At 69.0% G+C, this 19,393-nt stretch carries 16 protein-coding genes; 11 read left to right on the forward strand and 5 right to left on the reverse strand.

Annotated features, from left to right (window positions below; all coding sequences use genetic code 11):
• Positions 1 to 86: 86 nt before the first annotated feature.
• The 5 genes from ACYVLQ_RS19160 (at position 87) to ACYVLQ_RS19180 (ending at position 5,983) form a co-directional block, all read left to right on the forward strand.
• Positions 87 to 1,364 carry an MFS transporter gene (locus ACYVLQ_RS19160; RefSeq protein WP_460698952.1) on the forward strand — a complete coding sequence of 426 codons (1,278 nt, stop codon included), beginning with the start codon at positions 87 to 89 and terminating at the stop codon, positions 1,362 to 1,364.
• 86 nt (positions 1,365 to 1,450) lie between these two features.
• Positions 1,451 to 2,851: an MFS transporter gene (locus tag ACYVLQ_RS19165; protein ID WP_460698854.1), complete on the forward strand. Its 1,401-nt coding sequence runs from the start codon at positions 1,451 to 1,453 to the stop codon at positions 2,849 to 2,851.
• Positions 2,852 to 2,980: 129 nt separating this feature from the next.
• The gene (locus ACYVLQ_RS19170; RefSeq protein ID WP_460698953.1) at positions 2,981 to 3,640 is read left to right on the forward strand and encodes a response regulator transcription factor; all 660 of its coding nucleotides are present in this window, start codon (positions 2,981 to 2,983) and stop codon (positions 3,638 to 3,640) included.
• A 4-nt stretch (positions 3,641 to 3,644) separates the two neighbouring features.
• Complete coding sequence (locus ACYVLQ_RS19175) at positions 3,645 to 5,069, forward strand: sensor histidine kinase (RefSeq protein WP_460698855.1); 1,425 nt, start codon at positions 3,645 to 3,647, stop codon at positions 5,067 to 5,069.
• On the forward strand, positions 5,066 to 5,983 hold the full coding sequence (locus tag ACYVLQ_RS19180) for a TAXI family TRAP transporter solute-binding subunit (RefSeq protein WP_460698856.1): 918 nt from the start codon (positions 5,066 to 5,068) through the stop codon (positions 5,981 to 5,983). The genes ACYVLQ_RS19175 and ACYVLQ_RS19180 overlap by 4 nt, the downstream gene beginning before the upstream one ends.
• A gap of 497 nt (positions 5,984 to 6,480) precedes the next feature.
• Here ACYVLQ_RS19180 and ACYVLQ_RS19185 read toward each other — a convergent pair whose 3' ends face one another.
• Positions 6,481 to 7,011, reverse strand: a complete 531-nt coding sequence (locus tag ACYVLQ_RS19185; RefSeq protein ID WP_460698857.1) for a L,D-transpeptidase — start codon at positions 7,009 to 7,011, stop codon at positions 6,481 to 6,483.
• 596 nt (positions 7,012 to 7,607) lie between these two features.
• Here ACYVLQ_RS19185 and ACYVLQ_RS19190 point away from each other — a divergent pair.
• Together ACYVLQ_RS19190 and katG are read left to right on the forward strand one after the other, a co-directional pair.
• Entirely contained in the window at positions 7,608 to 8,045 is a 438-nt protein-coding gene (locus ACYVLQ_RS19190; RefSeq protein ID WP_460698858.1) for a Fur family transcriptional regulator, read from the forward strand.
• Between the two features lie 40 nt (positions 8,046 to 8,085).
• Positions 8,086 to 10,317 carry a catalase/peroxidase HPI gene (katG, locus tag ACYVLQ_RS19195; RefSeq protein ID WP_460698859.1) on the forward strand — a complete coding sequence of 744 codons (2,232 nt, stop codon included), beginning with the start codon at positions 8,086 to 8,088 and terminating at the stop codon, positions 10,315 to 10,317.
• A gap of 309 nt (positions 10,318 to 10,626) precedes the next feature.
• Here the strand turns inward: katG and ACYVLQ_RS19200 are convergent, their stop codons facing one another.
• Together ACYVLQ_RS19200 and ACYVLQ_RS19205 are read right to left on the reverse strand one after the other, a co-directional pair.
• The gene (locus tag ACYVLQ_RS19200; protein ID WP_460698860.1) at positions 10,627 to 11,487 is read right to left on the reverse strand and encodes a P1 family peptidase; all 861 of its coding nucleotides are present in this window, start codon (positions 11,485 to 11,487) and stop codon (positions 10,627 to 10,629) included.
• 163 nt (positions 11,488 to 11,650) lie between these two features.
• The gene (locus ACYVLQ_RS19205; RefSeq protein ID WP_460698861.1) at positions 11,651 to 12,394 is read right to left on the reverse strand and encodes an SCO6745 family protein; all 744 of its coding nucleotides are present in this window, start codon (positions 12,392 to 12,394) and stop codon (positions 11,651 to 11,653) included.
• 255 nt (positions 12,395 to 12,649) lie between these two features.
• Here ACYVLQ_RS19205 and ACYVLQ_RS19210 point away from each other — a divergent pair, with 255 nt between their 5' ends.
• Genes ACYVLQ_RS19210 through ACYVLQ_RS19220 form a run of 3 tightly spaced genes read left to right on the forward strand, consistent with a single transcriptional unit; the run spans position 12,650 to position 16,197 of the window.
• On the forward strand, positions 12,650 to 14,899 hold the full coding sequence (locus ACYVLQ_RS19210; protein ID WP_460698862.1) for a serine/threonine-protein kinase: 2,250 nt from the start codon (positions 12,650 to 12,652) through the stop codon (positions 14,897 to 14,899).
• A 41-nt stretch (positions 14,900 to 14,940) separates the two neighbouring features.
• Positions 14,941 to 15,651: a metal-dependent hydrolase gene (locus ACYVLQ_RS19215; RefSeq protein WP_460698863.1), complete on the forward strand. Its 711-nt coding sequence runs from the start codon at positions 14,941 to 14,943 to the stop codon at positions 15,649 to 15,651.
• A gap of 51 nt (positions 15,652 to 15,702) precedes the next feature.
• The gene (locus ACYVLQ_RS19220) at positions 15,703 to 16,197 is read left to right on the forward strand and encodes a phosphoribosyltransferase (RefSeq protein WP_460698864.1); all 495 of its coding nucleotides are present in this window, start codon (positions 15,703 to 15,705) and stop codon (positions 16,195 to 16,197) included.
• Positions 16,198 to 16,299: 102 nt separating this feature from the next.
• On the opposite strand, the gene ACYVLQ_RS19225 is transcribed toward ACYVLQ_RS19220, so the two are convergent.
• Positions 16,300 to 16,791, reverse strand: a complete 492-nt coding sequence (locus tag ACYVLQ_RS19225) for a peptidylprolyl isomerase (protein ID WP_460698865.1) — start codon at positions 16,789 to 16,791, stop codon at positions 16,300 to 16,302.
• 178 nt (positions 16,792 to 16,969) lie between these two features.
• On the opposite strand from ACYVLQ_RS19225, the gene ACYVLQ_RS19230 reads away from it, so the two are divergent.
• A complete protein-coding gene (locus ACYVLQ_RS19230; RefSeq protein ID WP_460698866.1) occupies positions 16,970 to 17,545 on the forward strand; it encodes a hypothetical protein in 576 nt (191 codons plus the stop codon).
• Between the two features lie 64 nt (positions 17,546 to 17,609).
• Here the strand turns inward: ACYVLQ_RS19230 and ACYVLQ_RS19235 are convergent, their stop codons facing one another.
• Complete coding sequence (locus tag ACYVLQ_RS19235; RefSeq protein ID WP_460698867.1) at positions 17,610 to 19,157, reverse strand: FAD-dependent oxidoreductase; 1,548 nt, start codon at positions 19,155 to 19,157, stop codon at positions 17,610 to 17,612.
• Positions 19,158 to 19,393: the final 236 nt, after the last annotated feature.

Genomic DNA, 19,393 nt, shown 5'->3' on the forward strand with positions numbered 1-19,393 from the left:
GAAACAACCGCAAACAGGGGAGAGGAGCGCGCGTGACCAGCGCCGACCCGCAACCACAGCAACGCAAATCCGTTGCCGCAGCAGCCATGGGCAACGCCACAGAGTGGTACGACTACGGGGTCTACGCGGCCACCGCCGGTTATCTCACCAACGCTTTCTTTCCGGGGGAACTGGGCACTCTCGGCACCCTGCTCGGCTTCGCCATCTCCTTCGTGCTACGCCCGCTCGGCGGCATGGTGTGGGGCCCGCTCGGCGACAAGCTCGGCCGCAAGGTCGTCCTGGCCACCACCATTCTGCTGATGGCCGCCGCCACCGGCCTCATCGGCCTGCTGCCCTCGCACGCGAGCGTCGGGATCTGGGCACCGATCCTGCTGATCGCGCTGCGTGTCGTCCAGGGCTTCTCCACCGGCGGCGAATACGGCGGCGCGGCGACCTATCTCGCCGAATCCGTCGAGGACAAGCGCCGCGGATTCCTCGGCAGCTTCCTCGAATTCGGCACCCTCGCCGGTTTCGTCGGCGGCTCCGCGGTCGTGCTGGCCACACAGGTGCTGCTCACCGACTCCCAGATGGACGTGTGGGGCTGGCGCATCCCGTTCCTGCTGGCCGTCCCGCTCGGACTGATCGGCTGGTACCTGCGCGCCCGACTCGACGAATCCGACGTCTTCACCGAGGTCGCCGAGAAGGACCATCCCCCCACCGGCCTGCGCGAACTGGTCGTCAACTACCGCCGCGAACTGCTCACCCTCGGCGGTCTGGTCGTCGCCCTCAACGTCATCAACTACACGCTGCTGGCGTACATGCCCACCTACCTCGAGAACACCATCCACATGGAACCGGCACAGACCACCGCCATGGTGCTCATCGGCCAGACGGTGATGATGCTGGTACTGCCCATGTGCGGCGGCCTGTCCGACCTCGTCGGCCGCCGACCGATGTGGCTGTTCTCCCTGGTCGCCACGGCCATCCTCGCCGTCCCCATGTACTGGCTGATGGGACAGGGGCTCGGCTGGGCCATCCTCGGATTCGTCATCCTCGGCCTGCTGTACGTACCGCAGCTGTCCACCATCTCCGCCACCTTCCCGGCGATCTTCCCGACCCAGGTGCGCTACGCGGGCTTCGCGCTGGCCTACAACGTGTCCACCGCGCTGTTCGGCGGCACCGCGCCGCTGCTCAACGAATTCGTCATCGACCGCACCGGCTGGGACCTGTTCCCCGCCTACTACACCGTCGGTGCCTGCGGCATCGGCCTCATCGCCTGGTTCTACCTGCGCGAGACAGTCGGCGCCTCGCTGCGCGGCACCGAGGTGCCCCGCACCGATGAAATCCCGAAGGTGTCGGCGCAAACCGTCCTAAGCGACAGTTAGAAAACGGCCAGGGCACTGTCGCGCGGCTGTGACTGCAGACACAGTGATCTTCGAACGATGCAACGCAGCGTCGAGAAGGAGATCAGGTGACAACGACACAGCCGGTCAACGGCGACAGTGCCCGTCCGGGCCGCGGAGGTGAGCGACGCGTCGTCGCCAACGTGCTGCGCGGCTCCATCGGCAACCTCGTCGAGTGGTACGACTGGTACGTCTACGCGGCGTTCAGCGTCTACTTCGCCAAGACGTTCTTCCCCAAGGGCGACTCCACCGCCCAACTGCTGTCCACCGCCGCGGTATTCGCCGTCGGCTTCCTGATGCGCCCGATCGGCGGCTGGCTGCTGGGCCGCTACGCCGACCGCTTCGGCCGCCGCGCCGCCCTCACCCTCTCGGTCACCGTGATGGCCGCGGGCTCCCTGCTCATCGCGCTGACACCCGGCTACCAAACCATCGGACTGGCCGCCCCCGCCCTGCTGCTGATCGCCCGGCTGCTCCAGGGACTGTCGGTCGGCGGCGAGTACGCCACCAGCGCCACCTACCTGTCCGAGGTCGCCTCCCAGGGCAAACGCGGATTCTACTCCAGCTTCCAGTACGTCACCCTCGTCGGCGGACAACTCGTCGCCCTCGCCGTGCAGATCGTGCTGCAGCAATTCCTCACCAACGCCCAGCTCGACAGCTGGGGCTGGCGGATCCCGTTCGTCATCGGCGCCGCTGGCGCCCTCATCGTCATGCTGCTGCGCCGCGGCATGGACGAATCGGCCGCCTTCCGCGCCGAGGCCGGACAGACCCCGCAGGTCAACAGCATCGGTGCCCCCGCCGAACCGGCCTCCGGCAACCGCGGCTCCCTGCGCGTGCTGCTGCAGTACCCCCGCGAATGCCTGCTCGTCGTCGGCCTCACCCTCGGCGGCACGATCGCGTTCTACACCTACACCACCTACATGCAGAAATACATGATCAACACCTCGGGCATCTCCAAGTCCACGGTAGCCTGGATCAACTTCCTCGCCCTGCTGGTGTTCGTCGTGCTGCAACCGCTGGCCGGGGCCCTGTCCGACCGCATCGGCCGCCGCAAACTGCTGATCTTCTTCGGCGTCGCCGGAACCCTGGGCACCGTGCCGATCATGACCGTCCTCGGCCACACCACCAACCCGGTCGCCGCCTGGGCGCTCATGATGGCCGCGCTGATCATCATCACCGGCTACACCTCGATCAACGCCATCGTGAAGGCCGAACTGTTCCCGACCAAGGTCCGCGCCCTCGGCGTCGGCCTCCCGTACGCGCTGACCGCCGCCATCTTCGGCGGCACCGCCGAATCCCTCGCGCTGTGGCTCAAGCAGGCCGGACACGAATCGGTCTTCTTCTGGTACGTCTCGGCCACCATCCTCATCTCCCTGTCCACCTACTGGTTCATGCGCGAAACCTCCGCCGACTCACCCATCGACGCGGACGAGAACGCGGCAGAGGCGCAGCAGGTCTCGACACGCCCCTGAGCACGACCGCGTGCCGGAATCGCTGAGGGGTTCCGGCACGCCGACGAAGAGATCCCGGCGCCCGGCACGCCGACGACAATTTTCCGGCGTGCTTTTGGCCGGAATCGCTCAGTGCTGGAGAATCACATGGTGCGATTGGCAGTGGTCGAGGATGACGACGGCGTCGGCGACGCCCTGGTGGAGGCGCTCGGCGTGCGCGGCCACGACGCCCAGCGCATGCGCCGCGGCGCCGACCTACTCACCGCCCACCGCGGCTACGACGCGGTCATCCTCGACCTCGGCCTGCCCGACGCCGACGGCCTGCAGGTCCTGCGCCAACTCCGCGAGGTCAGCTCCGTCCCCGTCGTCATCCTCACCGCGCGCAGCGACGAACGTTCCATCGTGCGCGGACTGCGCGGCGGCGCCGACGACTACGTTGTCAAACCACCCCGCATCGCCGAACTGCTCGCCCGCATCGACAACATCACCCGCCGCGCCGCCGCCACCACCGAACCCCCGTCCCCGGTCATCACCACCGGCGACGTCCGCGTCGACCTGGCCGCCCACCGCGTCGAGGTCGGCGGCCAGCCGATCTCGTTGACCGCCAAGGAGTTCGAACTCCTCCAGGCACTGGTCGAACGTCCCGGCGCCGCCGTCAGCCGCCAGCAGCTGATGGACCGCATCTGGGGCGACGCCTTCGTCGCCGTCTCCCGCAGCCTCGACGTGCACATGACCGGACTACGCCAGAAACTCGACCGGCCCGGCCTCATCACCACCATCCGCGGCTACGGCTACCGCTGGGGCGAGTGAACCGATGCGGCGACGCGTACTCGCGGCCCTGACCGTCTTCGCCACCATCGCGGTGCTCGCCTTCGCCGTCCCGCTGTGCCTCACCGCCGCCACCAGCCGCACCCAGCAACTGGCCCTCGGTCGCACCGGCGACGCCGACTGGTTCGCCACCCTCGCCGACACCGCCACCACCACCGGCGACAACCGCGCCCTCACCGTCGAGGTCGGACGCTACTACGAGCTCTACGGCGAACGCGTCCTCGTCGTCGACGCCCGCGGCGGCACCCTCGCCAACGCCGGCGTCGACGCCACCAGCCCCGCCGTCGTCGCCGCCCTCGCCGCCGCCCGCCGCAACCAGCGACCCACCCCGGTCGGACAGCTCATGCCGTGGAGCCCCGCCACCGTCCTCATCGCCCGCCCCGTCGGCACCGGCGTCCAGGTCAACGGCGCCGTCCTCATACAGGCCGCCACCGACCGCGCCCGCGCCGACATCCTCCGCACCTGGGGCATCGCCGCCACCGGCGCCCTCGCCGCCATGGCCGTGTTCACCGCGCTCGCCCTGGTGCTCTCGCGCTGGGTGCTGCGCCCGCTGGCCGACCTGTCCACCGCCGTCGCCAACCTCACCGCCAGCCTCCCAAAACCACGCACCGGCACCGGCGAGGAGACCCGCGACGCCACCATGACCCGCCGTCACGGCGGTCCACCCGAGATCCGCGCCGTCGCCGAATCCTTCGACGCCATGGCCCTGGCCGTCGCCGACTCCACCGAGGCCCAGCGCCAGCTCGTCGCCGACACCGCCCACGCCATGCGCAATCCGCTGGCCGCCTTGACCATTCGCCTCGACTCCCTCGAACCGGCCATCCCCGAACGCGCCGTCGCCACCTTCCGCGGCGCCACCGCCGAACTCGAGCGGCTCACCGGACTGCTCGACGGCCTGCTCACCCTCGCCGTCGCCGAAGGCACCGACTTCGACCCCGGCGGCAACCCCGCACCCGCCACCTGCGACGCGGTGCAGGTCGCGCAGGACCGCGTCGACGCCTGGCACAGCGCCTTCGAACACTCCGGACTCACACTCACCGCCGACATCGGCGTTGATCGCCTCGACACCGCCATCGACGCCGACGTCCTGGCCCAGATACTCGATGTGGCACTGAGCAATTCGTGCCGCTACGCCGGAACCGGCGCCCACACCCGGCTGCTCGCCGCCGCCACCGACCGCGCCGTCACGCTCACCGTCACCGACGACGGAGTCGGCGTGCCCGCCGCCGAACTGCACCGCCTCACCACCCGGTTCTTCCGCGGCTCCACCGCCGCGGCCAGCGGCTCCGGACTCGGCCTGCCGATCGCCGCCGCCCTGGTCAACGCCCGCGGTGGCAGCCTCACCATCGAATCCGCGCACCCGCACGGGCTGTCGGTCACCATCAGTCTGCCGACGGCGGCCCCGCGATGAACCGGCGCGGATTCCTGTGCGCGGCAGGCACATTCGCCACCGCGGCACTGACCGCCGGATGCGGCGAAGACGGCCCGCCCACCGTGCGCCTGGCCGCCGGCGAGGTCGGCGGCTTCTACCACGCCTTCGCCACGCAGCTGGCCGCCACCGCCGCCGACGCCGGAACCGTCCACATCGAACCGGTCACCACCAGCGGGTCGTTCGCCAACCTGGCCATGCTCGACTGCGGCGACGCCGACGCCGCACTCGCACTCGCCGATTCGATCGAAGCCGGCCCGGGCATCGACCGGCTCTACGCACTCGGCCGCGTCTACGAGAACTACATCCAGCTCGTCGTCCGAGAGTCCAGCGCCGTGCGCACCGCGTCCGACCTGCGCGGCGCCCGCGTCAGCCTCGGTGCGCCCGGCTCCGGCGCCACCTTCACCGGCGAAAGACTGCTGCGCGCAGCCGGTCTCGACCCCGCCGCCGACGTCAGCGTCACCCACCTGCCGCTGCAGGGCGCGGTTACCGCCCTCACCGACGGCGTGATCGATGCGCTGCTGTGGGCCGGTGGCGTCCCGACTCCCGTCTTCGACATCCCGCGCACCCTGCGGCTGATCGACCTGGGCGACCTGGCCCAACCCATGCGCGACCGCTTCGGCTACCTCTACGACCGCGTCGTCATCCCCGCCGACGCCTACCCCGGGACGCCCGCCGTGCGCACCATCGGCGTCGCGAACTTGCTCGTCACCACCCGCACACTGCCCGCCGACGCCGCGGCCGCACTCACCGAACTGCTGATCACCCGCGCCGACCGCCTGGTGCCCAGCGAGGCCGCCGGGACCCAGTTCCTCGACGCGCGTTCACTGATCGGCACGGACGGGCTGGCCCTGCATCCCGGCGCGGCGACCGTCTACCGTCGCCACCACGGGTGACTGCGGCCGAGATGCCCACGGGGGCAGGATAGTTCGCGTTCGCGACGGTCGCACGCACCCATCCCTGAAACGTCACTGTGACGAATTTAGGAGGCGGAGAGGGGGCCAGGGGAGGGGAGAGCACTGACCGAAACGGGCCAGCACAGACATCTCGAAAGTTGCGCACCGACAGGGCACTCGTGTGGGATCAGAAGTCCAGATGGAACCCCGCCTCGACGGCGTCCCCGACAGCCTGCGCCCCTCCTCGAAGACATAAGACCTGCTCGCGTGCCGAAATCCTCACTGCGGCAACCTCGGACAGCATCACACTCCGAGCGCGTCTTACCGGCGGCGACTCGTCACTGCTCGGATGTCAGGATGACGGGCAGGATTCGACACTACGGCTGACCTCAGAAGGCACCGTCAATTATCGAATGGCTGGTGTTGTCGGCGACATCGTTGGTACATTCAAACGTCAATGATCAAGGTCGAGTTGGAGTGCTCGAGACCGCTCGACCTCACACCACGAGTTCGAAGATGTCTCCGTTGTTGACGTGGTCGTAGAGGGCTTTGGCGCCGTCGGGGGTCATTCGGATACAGCCGTGGGACTGTTCCTCGATGGGGCCGATATGGGTGGCTATATCGCCGTTGAAGAAGACGGCCCAGCGCATTTCGGCGTGGTGCATCGTGCTCCAGTGGTATTCCTTCTTGAATGCCGCGCGGAAAACGCCCGGGGGAGTCTCGTACCCCGGCCTGCCGTGCGAAATCGGGGTCGGGCCATACACCACCTTGCCGTCACCGTCCAGCAGCCAGGCCTCGTTGGTCGACAGCCGCATACACACCTTCGCGCCCTCTTTGGTGCACGGGGCCAGTACCGGCGCGGGCGGAACGATCGCGGGCATGCCCGGGATGGCGGGGCTCCCGAAGTCCGGCCCGCCCGGCCACAGCGGTTCCGCCGCCGCGGGCCCCGCAATGAACAACCCCGCCGACGCCACACCCATACATACGGCCGACCGGACCGTCCAACCCAGGTAACGCTTGCCGTTCATCGAGCCACCGACCTCTCTGGCCGCGCCCGCCGGGTGGCGGGTGACAGGACCGTCTCGAGCATTCCGACAAACCGGAGGTATCAATAGTAATCCGCTGCTGTATGCCCGGTATACCCAATTGACGCTGCTTTCACCACGATATTCGTGGCGACGACCGTACTTCCCAGGCCGGGGCCGAGCTATCCGCCGACTTTCCACGCTTGGTCCACATGCGTCAATTTCGTCACTGTGACGAATTTCCGTGGATGGGTCTAGCGAATAAAGGGGACCGGCAATCTGCCGCAATGGCCCGATCGGGAATGTTTCCTGTCGATCGGCTATATGGCCGGAAAATCTTCCCGCAAGGAATCGCAGGGATTCGAGCCCGGAAACCCGTGCAACAACCAGTGCGTAAGGGAGACGAAGGGGCAACGCCCAACGGGGATAAGACGAAGCTCGAAATGCGCTGCAGCACAGCACAACTTACCTTCCTCCAGCCACCCTGTTGCCACGCCGATAATCTACATTATGTCAAGTAACGGTGGCGGCACAGGCTGCGTCGAGAGAGTTCCCCGAACCGACACGCACCGAGACTGGAATGAGTCATACTTCGGAACGTGTCCACCACATCGGACTTCGAGCGCATGCTGCGTGACGCCGCGCTGCGAGTGACGGCGCCGCGCATGGCGGTGCTGACCGTGGTGCACGAGAACCCCCACTCCGATACCGATTCGATCATCGACCGCGTCCGCCGGACCCTCGGCACGGTCTCCCATCAGGCCGTCTACGACGTGCTGCGGGCGCTCACCGCCGCGGGGCTGCTGCGGCGCATCCAGCCGATGGGGTCGGTCGCCCGCTACGAGACCCGCGTCGGCGACAACCATCACCACGTCGTCTGCCGTTCGTGCGGGGTCATCGCCGACGTCGACTGCGCCGTCGGCGAGGCGCCCTGCCTGGCGGCCTCCGACGACAACGGTTTCGTCCTCGACGAGGCCGAGGTCATCTACTGGGGCCTGTGCCCCGACTGCTCCGCGGTCCAGCCCACACCTTCGTGATCACAGCCCGATCCACTCCCCTCTCCGGAAAGGAAATGACGTGCCACAGGAACATCCGCCCATCGCAGAGGCCCAGACGGAGCCCGCCGAGAATGGTTGTCCCGTCGTATCCGGTCGCCTCAAGTACCCCACCGAGGGCGGCAGCAACCGTGACTGGTGGCCGAACCAGCTCAATCTGAAGATCCTGCAGAAGAACCCGGCCGTGGCCAACCCCATGGACGCCGACTTCGACTACGCCGCCGAGGTGCGCAACCTCGACGTGGACGCGGTGCGCCGCGATCTCGTGGAGGTCATGCGGACCTCGCAGGACTGGTGGCCCGCCGACTACGGCCACTACGGTCCCCTGTTCATTCGCATGTCCTGGCATGCCGCGGGCACCTATCGCGTCAACGACGGCCGCGGCGGAGCCGGCGCCGGGATGCAGCGGTTCGCGCCGCTCAACAGCTGGCCCGACAACGCCAGCCTGGACAAGGCCCGGCGCCTGCTGTGGCCGGTGAAGAAGAAGTACGGCAAGCAGCTCTCCTGGGCCGACCTGCTGGTCTTCGCGGGCAATGTGGCGCTGGAGGACATGGGATTCAAGACCTACGGGTTCGCCTTCGGCCGGGTCGACCAGTGGGAGCCCGAGGAGGACGTCTACTGGGGCCCGGAGCACGTGTGGCTCGATGACGAGCGCTACACCGGCCAGCGTGATCTGGAGAATCCGCTCGCGGCGGTCCAGATGGGTCTGATCTACGTGAATCCGGAGGGCCCCAACGGCAATCCCGATCCCCTGGCCGCGGCGATCGATATTCGTGAGACGTTCGGCCGCATGGCCATGAACGATGTGGAGACCGCAGCGCTGATCGTCGGCGGCCACACCTTCGGCAAGACGCACGGCAACGGCGACGCCGAGCTGGTCGGCCCGGAGCCGGAGGCCGCTCCCCTCGAGGAGCAGGGCCTGGGCTGGCGCAGCGCGAACGGCACGGGTGTCGGCGGGGATGCCATCACCAGTGGTCTGGAGGGCACCTGGACGCCCACGCCGACCACGTGGGACAACAGTTTCCTGGAGACCCTCTACGGCTACGAGTGGGAGAAGACCAAGAGTCCGGCCGGTGCCTGGCAGTACATCCCGAAGGACGGCGCCGGGGCGGGGACCGTGGCCGACGCCCACGATCCGAACAAGAGCCACCCCCCGGTGATGCTGACGACGGACCTGTCGATGCGGGTCGATCCGATCTACGAGCAGATCACGCGGCGTTGGCTGGATCATCCGGAGGAACTCGCCGAGGAGTTCGCCAAGGCGTGGTACAAGCTGATCCACCGCGATATGGGGCCGAAGGTGCTGTACCTGGGTCCGTTGGTTCCGGAGCAGACGCTGCTGTGGCAGGATCCGATTCCGCCGTCGACCCACGAGGTGGTCGGGGCCGCCGAGATCGCCGAGTTGAAGCGGCAGATCCTGGCGTCGGAACTGACTGTGCCGCAGTTGGTTTCGACCGCGTGGGCGGCGGCCTCGTCGTTCCGCGGCAGCGATAAGCGCGGTGGCGCCAACGGCGGTCGCATCCGGCTGCAGCCGCAGCTGGGCTGGGAGGTCAACGAGCCCGACGAGCTCGCGCAGGTGGTGCGGGTGCTGGAGGGTATCCAGGATTCGTTCAACAGCGCGCAGACCGGGAATGTGCGGGTGTCGTTCGCCGATCTCGTGGTGCTGGGCGGGGTGGCGGCGGTCGAGCGGGCCGCGAGGAATGCCGGGCACGATATCGAGGTGCCGTTCACGCCGGGGCGGACCGATGCCGCGCAGGAGCTGACGGATGTGGAGTCCTTCTCCTATCTGGAGCCGACCGCCGACGGGTTCCGCAACTATCTCGGCAAGGGCCACCGTCTTCCGGCCGAGTATCTGCTGGTCGATCGGGCGAATCTGCTGACGCTCAGTGCGCCGGAGATGACGGTGCTGGTCGGTGGTCTGCGTGTGCTGGGCGCGAACTACAAGCGGTCGCCGCTGGGTGTGTTCACCTCCTCCCCCGGGTCGCTGACCAACGATTTCTTCGTGAACCTGCTCGATATGGGGACGAAGTGGGAGCCGTCTCCCGCCGACGACGGCACTTATGTCGGGACGGACCGGGCGACCGGCGCCACCAAGTGGACCGGTAGCCGTGCCGATCTGGTCTTCGGTTCGAATTCTCAGCTGCGGGCGCTGGCGGAGGTGTATGCGACCGACGATGCGAAGGAGAAGTTCGTCCGTGACTTCGTCGCCGCGTGGGACAAGGTGATGAACCTCGATCGGTTCGACGTGGCGTGATCGCGGTGCGACCGGCTCGCGGCCGGTCGTGGACAGCGCATGCGGCGCCCGGTGGCTGCTGTGTAGTCGCCGGGCGCCGTTGCGTCGGCGGGGTGCTGCCGACAGCATCCGGCGCCCGCTCCGATTACCGCAGTCGCTGGTGAGCGAATACCGTTCGGGCCGAGGGGGCGGTCCCGTTCAACAGTCTCGAGACAGCGCGCTGTTCGCGAAGCGAATTTGATAAGCGCTTCCCGCGTTGAACAGAACGTCGGCCCCGGCAGGGACGATGTCGGGTGCGCCGTACAAGGTCAGAACGCAGTCGGCCCGCGGTCAGGTGACGGAGCGGATCGCGTCGGTGACCGCGGCCAGTGCCAGCAGGCGGACGACGTCGACGTGGGTGGGGATCTCGCCGGTGGCGGCGGCGATGAAGCCGTCGCCGTCGAATCGGGTGTGCGGCGGGGTGAGGGCGCGCGAGAGGCCGTCGTGGGCGCCCTGGGCGACGATGTGGCAGGAGGCTTTGTCGAGGCGGGCGTTGGTGAACACGGCGCCGATCGTGGTGTGGGTGCGCGATCCGGCGAAGTCGAAGGGCTGGTTGAGCAGGGCGACCGCGTCGAGGGAGATGTCGCCGGTGCCGTCGTCGATATCGCCGAAGGCGTTGACGACGCAGACGGCGCCGACGATCAGGTCGCCCAGGCGGCGTTCGGCGTAGGCGAGGCCGCCGGGTCGGCGGGCGTCGGGGCCGCGCCACTGGGAGGTGTGCGCGCCGGTCCCGGCGCCGATCCGTCCGTGCAGGAGCTGTTCGCCCGAAACCGCCTGGGCCGCGGCGTATCCCGCGTCGGCGGTGGGTCGGGCGGCGGGGTCTCCGGCGCTGAGGTCGAACAGGGCGAGGGTGGGGACGATCGGTACCTTGCCCGCCGGTGTCGGTACGCCGCGGTCGTGTTCCTCGAGGTAGCGCAGGACGCCGTCGGCGGCGGCGAGCCCGAAGGCCGAGCCGCCGGTGAGCAGGATGGCGTCGACGGTGACGACGGTCTTGTCGGGCGACAGCGCATCGAGTTCGCGGGACGCCGGGGCCCCGCCGCGCACCTCGACCGATGCTGTGGTGCCCTCCGGCAGTATCAGCACCGTGCAGCCGGTCTGTCCCTCGGCGTCGGTCCAGTGCCCGATGCGTACGCCCGCCACTCCGATGCTCACCCGAACTCCGTTCCCGCCCTTGGTCGCCCGAGAGCACTGTCACCTGGCCACCGGAGACATGAATAGTCACCCCGGCGCTCAGGGTGGTCCTCCTGTTATCCCCGGCATGCTTTCGGCCGGGGCCCGATCATCTCATCGGTGTGCGGCCGCGCCGGCTCGGGGCTCAGCGGCCGCCGAAGACGATGGTCTGGGCCTGGTCCATCAATCGCACGAGTTCGTCCGCGGATTTGTCGTCGAGCGCCGCGAAGGCGGGCGCGATCAGGGTGTCGGTCAGCGCCTCCGCAGCCTCCCAGCGCTGCCGGTGGGCGGGCGTGATCTCCTCGAACGGCTCCGGCCAGCCGAACAGTCGGGCCTGGTCGGGGCCGCTGTTGCGCGGCGAGCCGCCGATGAGTACGGCTTGTTCGGGTGTCAGGCCGCTGGCCCGCACCGCGAGCAGATGCAGTCCCCCGCGCAGTTCCCGCAGTACGTGCACCAGTTGCAGCGCCCGCGCCGGTGCGTCGTCGGCCAGGGGCAGGGCGCGCCACCCGGCGAACAGCGGCGCCCCGGCCACGTCCGCGGCTTCGGCCACCGCCTGCAGCAGTTCGGCGAGGCGGCCCGCGTCGTCGAACGTGCCCAGTTTGCGCCGACCGAAGTCCTGGCAGGCCCCGAGGTATCCGGCGGCGGCCTGGGCGGCGGGCATCGGGACCGAGTCCCAGGCGGCGCGCACGGTGTCGGGGCGGAAGAATCCGAAGGCGGCGGTCACGACGTCGGCGTCGACGTCGCCCAGGACGCCGCCGCGGCCGCGGGTGTAGGGGCCGAGGAATCCTTCGGTCCCGGTCGCGGCCCCGAATGTCTTGGTTTCGCGCGAGAACATGAATCCCGCGCCGACCTGCTGAATCTGATCCTTCACCGCGGCAGCCACCGACACGGGCCAACCCCTTTCTCCGACAATCGAACTCGCCGGAGCATATCTCGCTATCATCGACTAAGGCCAGAGCCCGCGCCCGATCCGGCCCATTGTGCGCAGCGACAATCCGCTTGCACGACGCCCGCGACGGGCCGGATGATGGCGGGGAGTATGACGACCTGGAGTAACGGTATCGGCGAAGTGTCGATTACTCGCAGGAGGGATCGAATATTCTCGGGGCCGGGCCCGGGAACAACCAGTTCGAAGCGAGCGACGGTGGATGACAACCTCGGCGCGACCGCACCCGACCCCGGTGCCGACCGCGCGACGGCGACGCAAACCGCGTTGACGAGTCTTGTCGCGCAGTTCGCCGAGCAGTGGCAGTCTCGTGGCAGGCCGCCCGACCTGTCGGCGCACCTGCCCGCCGAGCCCGCGCTGCGCCGCACCGCCCTCATCGAGTTGATCAAGGTGGACCTGCACGAGCGCTGGCAGCGTAGCGACGACGCGCTGCGCCTGGCCGACTACAGCGCCCGGTTCCCGGAGTTGGACGCCGCGCCGCTGCCGCCGGATCTGATCTACGAGGAGATCAGCGCCCGCGGCCGCCGCAGCGATATCGACCTGAGCGAGTACGAGCACGACTTCCCTACTCAGATGGCTCGCATCACCGAGGGTTTCGACGTCGATGGCCTGCGTACCACGATGCTCGCCGATCCCACCGCCCTCGACGCTCTCGATACCATCAATCCCGGCGCCACGATCGATGACTTCGATCTGCTGCTGCCGCTCGGGCAGGGCGCTTTCGCGCGGGTGTTCCTGGCCCGTCAGCGATCCATGAGCCGCCTGGTCGCGGTGAAGATCTCCCACGACCGGGGCACCGAGCCGCAGACCCTCGCCCAGCTCGACCACGACCACATCGTCCGCGTCTTCGACCAGCGCCAGATCACCGACCAGCATCTCAAGCTGATGTATATGCAGTACATCCCCGGCGGCACCCTGCTGGGGGTGCTGCGGATACTGCGCCGCACCCCGCTCGAACGGCGCAGCGGCCGCCTGCTGCTCGAGGCTGTCGACGCCGCGGCGACCACCGGCGGCGTGCTGGAACCGCAGCCGTCGGCCACCCGCGCCGAGTTGGAGCGGCTGTCGTGGCCGGAGACCGTCGCCTGGCTCGGCGCCCGCCTCGCCACCGCCTTGGACTACGCCGATCACCGCGGGGTCCTGCACCGTGACATCAAACCCGCCAACGTGCTGCTCACCGCGGATGGCCAGCCCAAGCTGGCCGACTTCAACATCAGCTTCAGCCGCCACCTGCCCGGCGCGAACCCCGTCGCCTACTTCGGCGGGTCGCTGCCGTATATGGCGCCCGAACAGCTCGAGGCCTGCCATCCGCAATTGGCCACCACCGCAGGCGATCTCGATACCCGCAGCGATCTGTACGCGCTGGCGGTGATGCTGTGGGAACTACTCACCGGCCGCATCCCGTTCGACGACGGGCCCGGCGCCGGGGAGTCCGAACTGTCCCTGCACGCCATGATCGAGCGGCGGCGCCGCCCCGTCGACGCGAGCGCCGCGGCCGCGCTGCCGCCGGACTGCCCGGCCGTGCTGCGGCACGCGCTGCTCACCACCCTGGCGCCGGATCCCGCCGACCGCTACGCCACCGGCCGCGATCTGGCCCATCAGCTCGAGCTCAGCCTGGACCGCGCCGCGCGTGATCTGGTCGATCCGCCCGAGCACAGCCTGCGCGCCCGGATGAAGATGCGGCCGATGCCGGTGGTGACGCTGTCGAGCCTGTTGGGGCAGTTGCTCGCCGGGCTGTATCTGGCCGTGCACAATACTCGCCTGATCCGCGACGAGCTGGGCGCCGAGGCCGCCTCGCAGCTCATCCAGCTCGGGTTCGTCGTGATCGTCGTCGCCTATCCGCTCGCCATCGGGGTGCTGCTGTATTGGTGTCGTCTGGTGCTGCTGGTGCCCAACGGCCTGCGGCGCGGCCGCCGCTACGACGAGCGGACGCTGGCGCAGGCCCGCAACGACACCCTCGCCTGCGGCGACCGCATCGCGGTGGTCACCTTCGTGGGCTGGATGGCGGCGGGCGCGATCTTCCTCGGCGAGCTGTACTCGCTCGGCACGCTGCCGCCGGGGCTGACGGCTCACCTCGTCGCGTCCAATCTCGTCGCCGCGGCGGTCGCCGTCGTCTACACCTACTTCCCCGTCACCTTCTTCATGCTGCGCTGGTACTATCCGGGACTGGTCGCCGCCGGGCACACCACCGACGCCGACCTCGCCCGACTGCACCGGCTGGTTCGGCGCAGTCGCGTGTATCTCGGTGTGGCGGCGTCGGTTCCGCTGATCGGCGTCCCCGCCGGGCTGGTGTTCCTGTCGCCGCCACAGCAGCAGATGGTGATCGGCACCATCGTAGCCCTGTGTGTCGGTGGGCTTTTCGCGTTCGTCATCGCGCTGCGCACCTTCTACGCGCTGGAGTCGGACCTGACCGCGTTGGACCGCATCGTGGATCCGCACTCCCACACGTGAGGGTTGCGGCCGCATGACCAAGATCAGCTAGTCTTCCCCCGGTGCTAGGACATTCACATGCGACCAGTGGTGCGCTGGCTTGGGCGGGAGCCGCTGCGGTGCTACCACTTTCGGTTCTGACCTACCCCGTGCTCCAATACGGTGACCTCGATACCGTCGACCTGTTGATGGGCACCTTCCTCACCGCGGGCGCGGCGCTGCTGCCCGACGCCGATCACCCCAACGGAACCATTTCGCATGTGCTGGGGCCGATCTCGCACACCGCCTGTCGGATCATCGCCGCGGTCTCGGGCGGGCACCGCCACGCCACCCACTCGCTGGCCTTCGTCGTCGCGGCGGCCGTCGGCACCTGGGCCGGGGAACACTGGATCGGCCGCTGGTTCACCCTCGGGCTCGTCTTCTTCCTGCTGGCGCTCGCCCTGCGGGCGCTGAACCTGTGCCCGCCCGGCGAAGGGTTCCGCTCCTACTTCAGCGTGACCGTGCTCGCGGTCGCGGGCACCTTCGCGATGGACCACTGGATCTCCGACAAACCCTCCTGGCTGCCGTTTTCCGTCGGCCTCGGCGCCCTGGCCCACCTGATCGGCGACTGCCTCACCGACCGCGGCTGCCGCCTGCTGTGGCCGCTGCGGCTGCGCACCAGCGTGCCGATCATCGACCGCACCGGCAACCGCTTCGAAACCTGGGTGCTGTCACCGCTTTTCGTGATCGGCACACTCGCGGTGCTGTGGTACATCCTCACCCACAAGCCCTGATCGGCGCGCGGTGGTCTAGGTTCTTTCCATCCACGACGGAAGGGGCCGCGCATGGCGGATCGGGAAGAACTCACCTGGGAGCTGTTCGGCGCGGCGAGCCGGGAGCTGGCCGAACAGGTCGCGGCGGACGGCTTCGAGCCTGACCTGATTCTCTCGATCGCCCGCGGCGGGCTGTTCGTCGCGGGTGCGCTCGGCTACGCGCTGGACGTGAAGAATCTGCACGTGATGAACGTGGAGTTCTACACCGGCGTCGATCAGCGGCTCGACCTGCCGGTCATGTTGCCGCCGGTCCCCCAGGCCGTCGATCTCGCCGGAGCGCGCGTGCTCGTCGCCGACGATGTCGCCGATACCGGCGCCACGCTCAGGCTCGTGCGCGACTTCTGCGCGAACAAGGTCGCCGAGGTGCGCTGCGCGGTCATCTACCAGAAGCCGCGCTCGGAGGTCGACTGCGAATACGTGTGGAAAGCCACCGACCGCTGGATCAATTTTCCCTGGTCGGTGCTGCCGCCGGTGGTCTCGCGAGAGCCCCGCGTACTCGACGCCTGACGACCCGGCTGTACCGGCTGCACCGCGACAGATCCGCGCCCCGGGCAACGCAACGGAGGCGGCGGCCCCGTCCCCGGGTGCCGCCGCCTCCGCGCGACGCGCTCAGGCCAGCTGAGCGGACAGGATCGTGATCGGCTCCACCGGCACATCCTGGTGGCCCGCACGCGAACCGGTGCGCACGCCGTCCATCGCGTCCACCACACCGGCGCCGTCGACGACCTTCCCGAACACCGCGTACCCGAAGCCGTCCTGGCCCGGGTAGTTCAGGAAGTCGTTGTTCGAGGTGTTGATGAAGAACTGGGCGCTCGCCGAGTGCGGGTCCGAGGTGCGCGCCATGGCCACCGTGTACTTGTCGTTGCGCAGCCCGTTGTTCGCCTCGTTCTCCACCCGGTTCGGCGCCGGCTTCTGCTGCATGTCCGCGGTCATCCCGCCGCCCTGCACCATGAAGCCCGAGATGACCCGGTGGAAGATGGTCCCGTCGTAGTGGCCGGCCTTGACGTAGTCGACGAAGTTCGCGACCGTCTTCGGCGCCTTGGTCTCGTCCAGCTCGAGCGTGATGTCCCCGGCTGAAGTGTTCAGCAGCACTTTGGTCATTCGGCCATCGTATGGGAGCCGCGCACTCTCGTTGCGACCGCACCGCCGTCCGAGGCGCGCAAACCGCGCGATCGGCCCGGCATGGATGCGCCTGGTGGGAATAGCGGCCGATCGGCCCGCGACGCCGCGATCACTTAGGCTGCGTCGAGTCGGTTTTCGAACGAGGGAGTTGTACGAGATGGCCCAACCGTTTCCGCCCGGACCGCCGTTTCCGGGCTATCCGGCGCCACCGCGGACCGGCGGCGGCGCGGCCGGTCCCCTGGCCGCGGCCCTGCTGGGCCTGTCGGCGATCCTGTACCTCGCCCGGCGGATCTGGTTCTACGCCGAGTACAGCAAGCTGTTCTGGGGCGACCTGGACATCGTCGTGACGGTCCTGCTCGCCGTCGTCGGCGCGATCCTGCTGCTCGTCGGCGGCAGGCCCATCGCCCGTCTGGTCGCGGCGCTGAGCGCCGGAATGCTGTTGATCGGAAACCTGGGCTACGTGCTGAACGCGATCGATCAGAGTTCGCGCAGCAGCAGCCTCAGCCCCTGGGACGACGGCGGCTGGCTGTCGATCCCCGCGCTGCTGGCCGTCGTGCTGGCGATCGTCGCGTTGCTCATGGCGACGTTCTCGGACAACGGACAGCCACGAACCGGGGGGCCGCAGCAACCGCTCGCTCCCCCGCACGCCTGGCCGCAACCCCCGATGGGCCAGGGACAACCACCCGGGGGCTATCCGGGACAGCAGCCGCCGCCGCAGTGGCCGCACCAGTAGCGAATCAGCGGGCGGGCCGAGCCATGTTTCTCGTCACGGGCGCCACGGACCACCGTCGAGCGCGCTACGGCCGCTCGACCGAAAGCTGGTGGTGGAAGACGTCTTCCGGATCCCACCGCGCCTTGACGCGCTGCAGCCGCGGATAGTTCGCGCCGTAGTAGAAGGCGTGCCACGGCAGCCCGGAGCTGTTCCACTGGGGGTCGGCGAGATCGGGGTCCGGATAGTTGATGTAGCTGCCGCCGTGGCGGTCGCCGGGTACCGGCGCCCCGCCGGTGTCGGCGTAGAGATCGCGGTACATCTGCCGGGCCCAGCCGACGTGGCGGGCGTCGTCCTCGGGTAGGCGCCAGGCCGCGTGGATGAGCATCTTCATGCAGCAGTCGCGTGCGGGCATGGCCGTGGCCTCGGGCGCGACGGCGTTGATGGCGCCGCCGAACGGCAGGAACTCGAGCACCGATTCGTCGTCGGCCCGCAATTCGGCCATGCGGCGGTAGCAGATTCGCAGTTGCTCCCGCGAATAGGGCTGCCGCAGGTACGCCGCCTTGATCTTCACCCGCGGCGGCATCGGCGATTTCGCGTAGTAGATCCGGTCCACGGTGCCCGCGTAGGAGTCCCGGCCGGGCGGCATCAGCACCGGTCCCGGAACGACACCCGCCCCGATATGGGCGACGAATTCGTCCATCCGCGCCTGGGCGTCGGGCTGGGTGGCATCCATCAGGATGAGCACCTCGGTGGATCCGTCGGCGATCGGGTGCACGCTCAGCGGCGCGTACAGGCCCGCGAACCGGTTGCCGGGGTCGCGGTGGCGCGCGAAGAAATCCAGGTAGTTGCCGAGGAATCGCACGAACGACTCCTCGGTGGCCAGGGGCAGGACCAGCCGCGCCGACAGCATCTGCGCGGGCGGGCGCGGCAGCGCGAGGTGCGGATCGCCGCCGTCGGATTCGGGTGAGCGCAGCAGAAAGCGGGTCACCACACCGAAATTGCCGCCGCCCCCGCCGGTATGCGCCCACCACAGGTCCCGGTGCGGGCCGTCGCGCGTCGCGACCACCACCGCCGCGTCGGCCGTGACCACCTCCACCCCGTACAGATGGTCGGCGACCAGCCCGTGCCGACGCGACAGCGGCCCGTAACCGCCGCCGCTGATATGTCCGCCCGCGCCCACGCCCTTGCAGATGCCGCCCGGAACGGTCACGCCCCACCGGCCCAGCTGTTCGTACACAGTGCTCAGCTCCGCCCCGGCGGCCACCGAGAACGCGCGATACCGCTCGTCCCACCGGACCTCGGTCATCCGCTCCAGATCGATCAGGGCCCGCGACCTCGCATTGTCGACGAAATCGTCGAAGCAGTGCCCGCCGGAACGCACCCCGATCGGCAGCCGCTCACGCACGGCCCGCGCCACTGCGTCGCGCACCTCGCTCGTCGAGCCGGGCAGGTGAATCCGCTGCGGCCGCGCCACGAATCGCCGGTTGTATCCGCGCAGCGTCAGCCGGGCATAGTCGGCCTCGCCCGGCGCCACGACCCGCGCTTCGGCCGCGCGGGCCCCCGGTCGCCCGAGCGTCCCCGCCGCACCCCCGGCGACCGCGGCGGCCAACAACCCTCGACGCGACAACGGCACCTGCTGCACCTCTCACTGGACGACTCGGCACACGCGTACACCGCCGTCGACGGTAGCCCTCGAATAGCGGAATGCTGGGAAGCGCACGCCGCCAGGGGCGTCGGCCGTCAACGGGCATGCACTCGCGGTTCCCCGTGTCGGGGTAGCGAAACCAGGGTTCCTGCTGTGCATCACGGCATCGGCTGCATAGTTGCGTTGTGTCGGACGGTGGTGGATTCCGGCCGAAAGCGGGTGCC

Source organism: Nocardia thraciensis (assembly GCF_054782435.1).

Bases quoted from the DNA above. Each gene is read 5' to 3' on its own strand.
- ACYVLQ_RS19160 (WP_460698952.1), top strand. From the start codon at position 87: ATGGGCAACGCCACAGAGTGGTACGACTACGGGGTCTACGCGGCCACC.
- ACYVLQ_RS19175 (WP_460698855.1), top strand. From the start codon at position 3,645: ATGCGGCGACGCGTACTCGCGGCCCTGACCGTCTTCGCCACCATCGCG.
- ACYVLQ_RS19180 (WP_460698856.1), top strand. From the start codon at position 5,066: ATGAACCGGCGCGGATTCCTGTGCGCGGCAGGCACATTCGCCACCGCG.
- ACYVLQ_RS19185 (WP_460698857.1), bottom strand. From the start codon at position 7,011: ATGAACGGCAAGCGTTACCTGGGTTGGACGGTCCGGTCGGCCGTATGT.
- ACYVLQ_RS19220 (WP_460698864.1), top strand. From the start codon at position 15,703: ATGGCGGATCGGGAAGAACTCACCTGGGAGCTGTTCGGCGCGGCGAGC.
- ACYVLQ_RS19225 (WP_460698865.1), bottom strand. From the start codon at position 16,791: ATGACCAAAGTGCTGCTGAACACTTCAGCCGGGGACATCACGCTCGAG.
- ACYVLQ_RS19230 (WP_460698866.1), top strand. From the start codon at position 16,970: ATGGCCCAACCGTTTCCGCCCGGACCGCCGTTTCCGGGCTATCCGGCG.